Source organism: Paenisporosarcina sp. P4_E4_2 (assembly GCF_056401595.1).
This window is the reverse complement of sequence record NZ_JBFUJC010000109.1, coordinates 1-9,136: the sequence shown is the minus strand read 5'-3', so window position 1 is coordinate 9,136 and position 9,136 is coordinate 1. Positions and strand designations below refer to the sequence as shown.

Annotated in this window: 11 protein-coding genes, 1 pseudogene and 1 riboswitch; of the genes and pseudogenes, 6 read left to right on the top strand and 6 right to left on the bottom strand. The window is 39.7% G+C overall.

Features of this window, described 5'->3' with window-relative positions; all coding sequences use genetic code 11:
• Positions 1–111: 111 nt before the first annotated feature.
• A pseudogene (locus AC1DSB_RS09605) lies at positions 112–225 on the top strand (DUF2188 domain-containing protein); the annotation flags it as partial.
• A gap of 75 nt (positions 226–300) precedes the next feature.
• Here the strand turns inward: AC1DSB_RS09605 and AC1DSB_RS09600 are convergent.
• Complete coding sequence (locus tag AC1DSB_RS09600; protein WP_477586592.1) at positions 301–1,701, bottom strand: amino acid permease; 1,401 nt, start codon at positions 1,699–1,701, stop codon at positions 301–303.
• 107 nt (positions 1,702–1,808) lie between these two features.
• Positions 1,809–1,991: riboswitch (Lysine riboswitch) on the bottom strand.
• 181 nt (positions 1,992–2,172) lie between these two features.
• Between AC1DSB_RS09600 and AC1DSB_RS09595 the strand changes: the two genes are divergently transcribed.
• Positions 2,173–2,937, top strand: a complete 765-nt coding sequence (locus AC1DSB_RS09595; protein ID WP_477586590.1) for a MerR family transcriptional regulator — start codon at positions 2,173–2,175, stop codon at positions 2,935–2,937.
• 57 nt (positions 2,938–2,994) lie between these two features.
• On the opposite strand, the gene asnB is transcribed toward AC1DSB_RS09595, so the two are convergent.
• A complete protein-coding gene (gene asnB, locus AC1DSB_RS09590; protein ID WP_477531700.1) occupies positions 2,995–4,842 on the bottom strand; it encodes an asparagine synthase (glutamine-hydrolyzing) in 1,848 nt (615 codons plus the stop codon).
• Positions 4,843–4,985: 143 nt separating this feature from the next.
• Here asnB and AC1DSB_RS09585 point away from each other — a divergent pair, with 143 nt between their 5' ends.
• The gene (locus tag AC1DSB_RS09585; RefSeq protein ID WP_477531701.1) at positions 4,986–5,468 is read left to right on the top strand and encodes a DinB family protein; all 483 of its coding nucleotides are present in this window, start codon (positions 4,986–4,988) and stop codon (positions 5,466–5,468) included.
• Positions 5,469–5,478: 10 nt separating this feature from the next.
• Here AC1DSB_RS09585 and AC1DSB_RS09580 read toward each other — a convergent pair whose 3' ends face one another.
• Positions 5,479–5,988, bottom strand: a complete 510-nt coding sequence (locus AC1DSB_RS09580) for a hypothetical protein (protein ID WP_477531702.1) — start codon at positions 5,986–5,988, stop codon at positions 5,479–5,481.
• Between the two features lie 83 nt (positions 5,989–6,071).
• Here AC1DSB_RS09580 and AC1DSB_RS09575 point away from each other — a divergent pair, with 83 nt between their 5' ends.
• Both AC1DSB_RS09575 and AC1DSB_RS09570 read left to right on the top strand, forming a co-directional pair.
• Positions 6,072–6,476 (top strand): GNAT family N-acetyltransferase, encoded by a 405-nt coding sequence (locus tag AC1DSB_RS09575; protein ID WP_477531703.1) that lies wholly within the window; start codon positions 6,072–6,074, stop codon positions 6,474–6,476.
• Positions 6,477–6,501: 25 nt separating this feature from the next.
• Entirely contained in the window at positions 6,502–6,747 is a 246-nt protein-coding gene (locus AC1DSB_RS09570; protein ID WP_477531704.1) for a hypothetical protein, read from the top strand.
• 35 nt (positions 6,748–6,782) lie between these two features.
• On the opposite strand, the gene AC1DSB_RS09565 is transcribed toward AC1DSB_RS09570, so the two are convergent.
• From AC1DSB_RS09565 to AC1DSB_RS09555, 3 genes are all read right to left on the bottom strand, one after another.
• Positions 6,783–6,980, bottom strand: a complete 198-nt coding sequence (locus AC1DSB_RS09565; RefSeq protein ID WP_016429595.1) for a hypothetical protein — start codon at positions 6,978–6,980, stop codon at positions 6,783–6,785.
• An 18-nt stretch (positions 6,981–6,998) separates the two neighbouring features.
• Complete coding sequence (locus AC1DSB_RS09560) at positions 6,999–8,327, bottom strand: NAD(P)-binding domain-containing protein (RefSeq protein WP_477531705.1); 1,329 nt, start codon at positions 8,325–8,327, stop codon at positions 6,999–7,001.
• Positions 8,328–8,397: 70 nt separating this feature from the next.
• Positions 8,398–8,844 (bottom strand): MarR family winged helix-turn-helix transcriptional regulator, encoded by a 447-nt coding sequence (locus tag AC1DSB_RS09555; RefSeq protein ID WP_477531706.1) that lies wholly within the window; start codon positions 8,842–8,844, stop codon positions 8,398–8,400.
• 91 nt (positions 8,845–8,935) lie between these two features.
• Here AC1DSB_RS09555 and AC1DSB_RS09550 point away from each other — a divergent pair.
• A partial coding sequence (locus AC1DSB_RS09550; RefSeq protein ID WP_477586588.1) for an N-acetyltransferase family protein occupies positions 8,936–9,136 on the top strand: 201 nt, incomplete at its 3' end.

Here is a 9,136-nt window from a genome sequence, read left to right as displayed (position 1 = left end):
ATCATATTCCAGGTTGCACAAAAAAATAAATCCCTTTTGAAAAGTTTCAGCATATGTTGTTTTGATTAAATGATCTACGGGAACAGTTACATAAAAAAAGGAGTTTTTTTCATGCCTTGGAACAACAATGATTATCCGGATTCATTGAAAAACCTGGACACGACTGTCCGCAAGAAAGCTATCGAAATTGCCAACGCACTTCTTCAGGATGGAATGGAAGAAGGATGTATGACTATGATTGAAGCTTAAACACATAAAAACGCCCACTTCATTTCATAGATGAAGTGGGCGTTTTGGGTATTAAATGTTGTTGTTTGCTTTTTTAACTCGACTGTAAAACAGAATCCCGCTGGCTAATAGGATTACACCAAATGTAAAAGTCTTGAGGTCGGCTGTACCTGCATAAATAACCCAAATGGAGTAAAGGGTAGCAAGAACTCCTATAATCCCATCCGTAATTCTACCTCTTCCATTTTTATATGTTTCACCAGTAAAGACCAGCTTCAACTGGAAAGCAGAAGAAATGAAATAAGGAACTAAATATGACAGCGTTGCGACGATAATGATGAAATCAAAAGCGGCTGCTATCGTATTTGATACCGTGGAGAATATGAACACCTGTGCAACTAAATTAGTGATGACTAAAGAAAAGACAGGTATCCCATTCTTATTCACTTTTGCGAATGAAGGGAGAAATAAACCTTGTTTTGCTGCCTGGTAAGGAATTTCAGCACTCAGCATAACCCAACCAATTGTGGAACCAAATAAACTGACCAGACCGATGGCGGCAAGAATTTTTCCACCGACTGGTCCCAACACAGTTGAAATGGCATCGATAAGTGGTTTATCAGAAGCGATTAGTGCTTCATGGCTTAACATTCCTAAAACTAGCGTGCTGATCCCTACATAAATGGTTAGAGCAATAAGTAGTCCAATCGTCGTTGCACGCTTAACATCGATTGGTTTTTTAGCACGAGATGCAAATACTACGGCAGATTCAACACCAACGAATGCCCAAAGAGTTGCTACTGCTGCACCATTAACTTGCCCCAAAAGACCAATAGATTGTCCAAGCTCATCATATCTCGGCGCTACAAAAGGAAGAATGTTTGCTTTTTGAAATGCAAATAGACCAATTACAATAAATAATATGAATCCAATTACTTTCGTGGCAGTGGCAACAAAATTTATCTTCCCRGYATTTTCTAGACCGTTTAGGATGATATAATGCACACCCCATAACAATAATGTACAAACTGTAAAGGTAAGTGCATTCCCCATTTTTAAAGTGAAGTTACCAATGGTAAACAGTTCAGCCTGATTAACTAAAATAGGGAAGAACGTGGACAAATAACCTGCAAAAGTGGTGATGATGGCAACATTACCAGCAACATTCCCAATCCAATATCCCCAAGAAGACATAAATCCTGACAACGTGGAAGCGTTACTGCCCGGCTTAAACAATTCCTTTGCATAAATCTGTGGACCACCAGTTAAATTAGGTTTTCTCAATGCAAGATTGCCAAACACGAGTGCAATCATCAACACTCCAAATCCCGTAATCAACCAAGCGGATAATACGCCGGCAGGGCTTGCAACTTCACTCAAAGTGCGGGGGAGCATAAAAATGCCGGATCCCACCATATTTCCAACTACTAACGCAGTTAAAATCCATAAACCTAGTTTTTTGTTCGTGTTCATAAGCATATGCTCCTTTCAGTTCATTTTCTATCTACCCAAAAAACATGATTTGTAAAATAAATGTACATAAAACGCAATCAGAAACGGTGTGCAAAAACCGAATCAGACAAAAAGATAGTTTTCATGGTCAATCACTATGACAGTTCTGCACTTATTCAGTGCCAGTCCCAGCATTAGTAATCAGAGCGACACAGTGCTTCTGCGAAAAATTCTTTCGCTTGAAATCAGCAAGTTCAGTTCTCTGACTTTCTTTCAAGTAACTATTATTTATCGCGATCTCTACCTCATCTTAAGCTGATGAGGGCTATATTTATTCACTGTACTAATATAGATACGTTTAAATGATTAGTCAATTGAAATGATTTACTATAGTAGTGTACGAAAGTTCAGCTTATTGCAAGTTTTTTAGATTTTCCAATTGACATTGACGCAACGTCAAGGTGTACGATGAAATCAAGAGGAGGTGACGAGATGGAATACACAGTTCAAAAATTAGGGAAATTGTCGGGAATCAGTTCACGCACATTGCGATACTATGACGAGATGAATCTTCTCAAGCCGGCGAGAATCAATTCATCAGGATATCGGATATATGGCCAAGCGGAAGTCAATAAGTTACAGCAAATCTTGTTTTATAGAGAACTGGGTTTGAGTCTCGAACACATCAAACAAATCGTGAACAATCYTTCATTTGATGGTGTGAAAGCCTTGAATGATCATCGTTCACAACTCCTCGACAAACGAAAGCAGCTCGATCTACTGATTGCCAACGTGGAAAAAACGATTTCTTCAACAGAAGGGAGAAGTACCATGACGAACGATGAGAAATTTGAAGGCTTCAAACAAAAAATGGTAGATGATAATGAACAACAATACGGCAAGGAAATTCGGGCGAAATATGGAGATGACACGGTCGATAAATCAAATAGCAAAGTAATGAACATGACGCAGGCACAGCATGATGAAGTAACAAAGCTTGCCAATGAAATTGCCATGACTTTAGCGGAAGCTTTCAAGACGGGAGATCCCGCAAGTGAGAAAGCCCAAAAAGCCGCTGAACTGCATAAACAATGGCTTATGTACTATTGGCCAAAGTATAGCAAGGAAGCACATGCAGGACTTGGGCAGATGTATGTGGATGATGAACGCTTTACTGCCTACTATGATAAAGAACAGCCTGGAACGGCTGCATTCTTCAATGATGCCATTCAAATTTTTACCGGTATGAAGTCATAACAAAAGAGCAGATTGAGTCAATTCGACTTCAATCTGCTCTTTCTTTCGTTGAAATAATCAATCAATCAATTGAATATTGTTATCTTTATACCAAACGTGCATTTGAGCGAGATGGGCAAGAAGCTGTGGCCCAGACATCAATTGACCAAACCATGGAACTTTGAATGCAGTTCCTTTCGACTCAACCAATTCATTCAACCGGTCACGGTCAAATAGTTCATGCAGAATCGAATTTTTGTCTATCAGAATGTCTTTCAGCCAGCCTTGGACACGGTCGGTGTAATACGGATTATGGGTTTTAGGATAAGGGCTTTTTTTGCGGTAAAGGACTTCGTCAGGTAACATGCCCTCTAATGCTTTTCGCAAGATACCTTTTTCCCGATTTCCCGCCATCTTTATTTCCCAAGGAATATTCCAGGCATATTCGACAAGCCGGTGATCTGCAAATGGTACGCGTACTTCCAAGCTTGCTCCCATACTCATACGGTCTTTACGATCAAGAAGTGTTGTCATGAACCAAACCATATTCAGATAAAACATTTCTCGCCGTTTTGCTTCAAGACTTGATTCGCCATCGAGACGAGGAGTTTCAGCAACACTCTGTTCATAGGCCTGACGTGCGTAATCTTCGAGTTTGAGTTTTTTGCGCCAATCATCTTTTAATAAGGAGACTCGCTCGGTTGTGGAGCGCATCCACGGAAAACCAGTGCCATTTAAATCATTAGCATTGTGAAACCATGGATAACCACCAAAAATTTCATCCGCACACTCTCCAGACAAACCAACTGTGAAATCCTCTTTTATTTCTCTGCAAAACCATAACAAGGAGGAGTCGACATCCGCCATACCAGGTAAATCACGGACATGCACAGCTTCAGTCAGATGATCTATTAATTGATCTTGCGTAATGATGGAAGAGTGATGCACGGTTCCGAATGTATTGACGACCTTATCAATCCAAGGTCCATCGGCATTCGGCTGAAATTCATTCGCTTTAAAAAACTTGGCATTATCTTCATAGTCAATGGAATAAGTATGAAGAGGTCCTTTTGCTTCATGTTTGTAACGATTGGCTGCTATGGCCGTAATGGCACTGGAATCAACCCCGCCTGATAAAAAGGAACAGAGTGGCACGTCTGATACAAGTTGTCGTTCGACGGCATCCGTTACGAGGAAACGAACTTTTTCTGCCGTTTCATCCACTGAATCTGTGTGATGTTCACTTTTGACGTTCCAGTAGCGCCAAATTCGAAGACCTTGGCGTGAAACGGTTAATGCGTAAGCAGGTCGCAATTCCTTCACTCCATGGAATACCCCGGAACCGGGTTTTCGGGATGGCCCCACAGCCAGCACTTCTGCTAATCCTTCGCGAGACAGTTGCGTTTTCATATCTGGATGGGCAAGAAGAGCTTTAATTTCTGAAGCGAAAAGCAAGCCCCCGCCATGTTCAGTATAAAACAGCGGTTTTACGCCTAAACGATCGCGAGCAATAAACACTTTTTGATCCTTTTCATCCCAAATGGCAAAGGCAAATATGCCATTGAAATATTCCACACACTGTTCTTTCCATTCAATGTAGGAAGTCAGTAGTACTTCTGTATCGGAGTGTCCAGAGAAGGTATAGCCTTTTCGCAGTAATTCCTTCCGAAGATCTTCCGTGTTATATAATTCTCCGTTATAGCAAAGTGTATAGCGGGTATCATGATGTACTTTCGTCATTGGCTGCCTGCCACCTATAGGATCAACAACTGTCAATCGTCGGTGCCCAAATACTGCATGTGTTTCCAACCATACATTTTCATCATCTGGTCCGCGTTTGGCCAATGTTTTTGTCATGTTTTCAACTACAGATGCTTGTGTTCGCAAGTCGCGTTCAAAGTGAACCCATCCTGTAATTCCACACATTGATTCTCATCCCTTCTAACTCAAAAACTCTTCATTTGCATCTTTCTAGCCTATGCAAAAAAAAACAATAATGCTCATACGATAGGAAATTATCGATTGATTGGCGAATTACTTATTTAAGTGGAAGAGAAAGGAGAATACAGATGAAAACATTTTTTCAGTACAACTGGATCGTAAGAGAAGAATGGTACAAATGGTGTGAAGGCGTACCTCAGGAGGAATTATTAAAAGTCCGGACAGGTGGAGTGGGGGGGATTTTGCACACATTATTCCATATTATCGATGTGGAGTGGAGCTGGATTCGTGTCTTGCAAGGCAAGCCTGATTTCCAAGAGAGTTTTGAAGAGTATCAAAGTCTGGAGCGGGTGAAGGAATTGGATGCGCTCTTTCAACAAGACGTAAGAGAGTTTGTCCATGCATGGGATAACCATATGGAAATGAACGAATTACAAGAAACCAGACAGGATGGAAGCATCGAAATTCTCACATGGGGAGAAGTGATGCGCCACACCATAGCGCACGAAATCCACCATATAGGACAGTTATCAGTTTGGTCTCGTGAGTTAGGGAAAAAACCGGTATCTGCAAATTTGATTAGAAAAGGACTCACAACTTTAAAGCCTTGAGGAGCTCATTTTACTCAGGGTTAGTTTCATGGAAGAGGAAATATTCACCTGTTCTTGGATTGAAAGTGTAGTATAAGATCTTTGCATCTTTAATAGCCGCGATAAAATAAAGTTCTTTGTTGCCGTGTGTAGGAACTTTTTTTGTATGTTTCCATCCAAAATCATCAACATTGAATTTCTCAACATTGTCTTTGTTCGGCAGCTCTACTTGTTCTTTTTGTTCAATTAACAATTGAGCATCATGAAATGTATATTGAGGATGTATGATGAAGTAGTAAATCGGTAAACCAATCAATATCCCGTATAGAAATAAAAGTACCCGATTCTTGCGTTTTTGTTGAGTAGGCTCTATCAGAAAAACGTGCAAAAAAAACGTTTGAAAAATGACCATGGTTAAAAGTGAAATGTGAATCATGTAGTCTTCCATATAAACATAATCCCTTGCCTTGAATGTATAATAAATTCCTTCAGAAATTGCTAGAAGAAATACGCCGATAGTCAGCTTTTCATTCTTAAACATCGGTTGCACCACCCTCATTAAAGCGTATAGATAAATCATACAACAATGTAAAAAATAAACATATATAAAATTGAGGTAATAACATGAAGCCTTCCATACTAATCCGCCCATACAAACCGAGTGACTATCCATTCATCAAGCAATTGAACCAGCTGGAAGGATGGAATAATCTCGTAGAAAAAGAAGAAGACACAAAAAAAGCATGGGATCATTCCAATATTGCGTATGTTGCAACAATCAATGAAGTAATAGTTGCCTATGTGAGGGGAATGACCGATCAAGCAATCACCCTTTATATTTGTGAAATCCTCGTCAGTGAACAGGTACGCGGTCAGGGAGTTGGGCAACAGTTGCTCAAGTTTGTACAAAACCAATACCCAACAACCAGAATGGAAATGTTGGCAAGCTCGACGTCACATACTTATTATGAACAACATGGCTTCAGACCTTTTTATGGATTCCGTAAAACATTACCTGAATGGAATTAACTAACTACAAAGGATGTTTTAAAAGATGAGTAATATAGATAAACGAAATCGTCTGGATGAAGAGGTTTTTAGTTATCGAGTGAGTAAAAATAATTCGGTCTTTATTGACTTTAAGGGGAAAGAAATCAAAATTGTAAAAGGCAAGGAAGCAGAGAGGTTGATTTCAAAAATTCAAGCGGCTGAATCAGATAAAGAAATCCAGTTGGCTCTTGCGAAAATCACAGGAAACTTTAAACATGGCAATGAAAAAAACAGTAAAAAGAAGGCATAGTTACCTAAATTTCAAGGTAACTATGCCAAAATTCATCACTTATTAATTACACCAGTTGCCTGTATAAATGACTGATAGGTTACTGGACCAAAGTGGTTCGGATTTCCTTTAAAGAATTTTTCGAGCATGTATTGTTGTGCACAGATAACGGAGCATTGCTTCGCTTGGATAATTAAATTCAGATAAGCGATAAAATAAGCTATTGATAAATTCCCGCCATTGTTTACAACCATTTTAAACCCTCCATATTGTTAACAACATGAACTCTTCCCTCCGGTATTTGTACTGCAAACACCTGTTTCAGGTAAATCCAGTTCCACACGTTTTGCCGCATCCTGATCACCTGTTAAGTGGGCAACAATGGAACGGACTTGTTCGTAGCCAGTGGCCATTAAAAATGTTGGCGCACGCCCGTAACTCTTCATGCCCACAAGATAAAAGTTCTTTTCTGGTTGCCGAAGTTCAGCTTCTCCGTGAGGACGAACGGTCCCGCAGCTGTGAATATTCGGGTCAATAAGTGGTGCCAAGGCAGATACACTCTCGATAGCAGAATCAATGTCGAGTCTAATTTCACGCAGGAAACTGAAATCAGGTCGAGTGCCAGTGTTTGCAATGATTTCATCGATATTATCAATTGAGTATCTCTCGTTTTTCATAGTACCATGAATGGTTAACTTGCCATTCTCTTTAGAGATTTCGTTTACCAGGAAAGGGGTATGAACGCTAATTTTGCCGCTGTCCACCAGTTGATGAATACGTGAACCTAATTGACCTCTTGCTGGAAGTGCATCCCGGGATTCTCCACCATAAACTTCCTCGACACGATTCTTACGCAAAATCCACGCGATTTCCGTTCCTTCCAATTCAGCTAATTCCAAGATTGTATTGATTGCAGAATGACCACCACCTACAACAGCCACACGTTTTTGTTCAAATTTAATACGTTCTGATTCTTTTATATTTGGAATGCCGTATGTGATATGAGGTGAAAGCAATTCTTCCCCTTTTGTCCACACGTTATCTGCATTCACAGGATTTGGTTGTGCCCAAGTACCAGTAGCATCTATGACTGCTTTTGCTTCAATTCTTTCAGTTGTGCCTTCTTCTTCGATATACAGGATGAAAGACTGTCCATCTCTGTTGGCATCTTTCATTTTGTCCATTCCCTGTTTACTGATTGCCACTACTTTTGCATTTAATTTGATGAATGGGTTAATTTGAGGCAGATTGGCTAAAGGGATTAAATAGTCTTCCACAAGATCTTTACCAAAAGGTAATCTCTTCATGACAGGTGCCTTCCAGTGGCTTTCTTCCAATAGCTTCAAAGCCACTTTGTCGATATTATATTGCCAAGGGGAAAATAATCGGACGTGACCCCATTTTAAAATATTATGTCCTACTGTGGGTCCGGCTTCGATTATCAAAAACTGTTCGTTTTTAGCTGCCAGATGCGCAGCTGCAGCCAAGCCGACTGGCCCTGCTCCGACGATTACCGTTGGCAAATTCGATTCCTCAAGTATAGATTCAGGAGAACTACAGCAATTCGTCAAAATGTTAAAACTCATTTTTTCATTGTTCATCGTTAGTTCCTCTTTCCTTTATTTGCATAATGCAACTATATAGTGAATAAATAAGCAAGATTTCTCTTGCTCATATAATAGGCGTACAGCACACACTTGATTTTGCCATAGCATTGTTCAATAATTTAATAGATCTCAAGACTGTTTCTTGTTCAAATTCATTCATATGTGAAAAAATTTCATCCAAGTAATTATTCATGGAAGTTTCAATGGCAGTAGCCATGAATTTGCCTTGAGTAGTTAAGGATAAAATGTAATACCTTTTATCATCAAGGGAAGGGGATTTTGTGACCAGTCCCATTTTGGTTAATGTTTGAATCTGTCTACTGAATGTCGTTACATCAATTGCCAAAAGCTCTGCAATTTGTTGCATGGTTGGTTCATGGTGTTTATCAATTTCGTATAGAATATGACTATGCACAGCTGAAATATCAATGCCACCAATGGCGCAACAATTTTTATTCAAAAGGCCGAAGCGGCGGGTCAATACTTGAAATAACTCACGTTTGTTTTCCATGATTCACCTCTTTAATATAGTTATATGTTAATTGTTTGCAAGATGCAACTAAAAACTAAAATAAAATTAAATTGATAAAGAAGGTATGAAAATGTCCGTAAAAATTCGTCCCATGCTTGCAACTGACTGGCAAGAGGTAAAGGAGATTTACGAAGAGGGCATCAAATCGAAAAATGCCACTTTTGAAACACAGTCACCAACGTATGAAAAATGGATGGAAACCTCTCATCCCGAGTGTCACTTGGTTGCAGTAGAAAATAATCGCGTGTTGGCTTGGGCGAAGGTGCTGTAT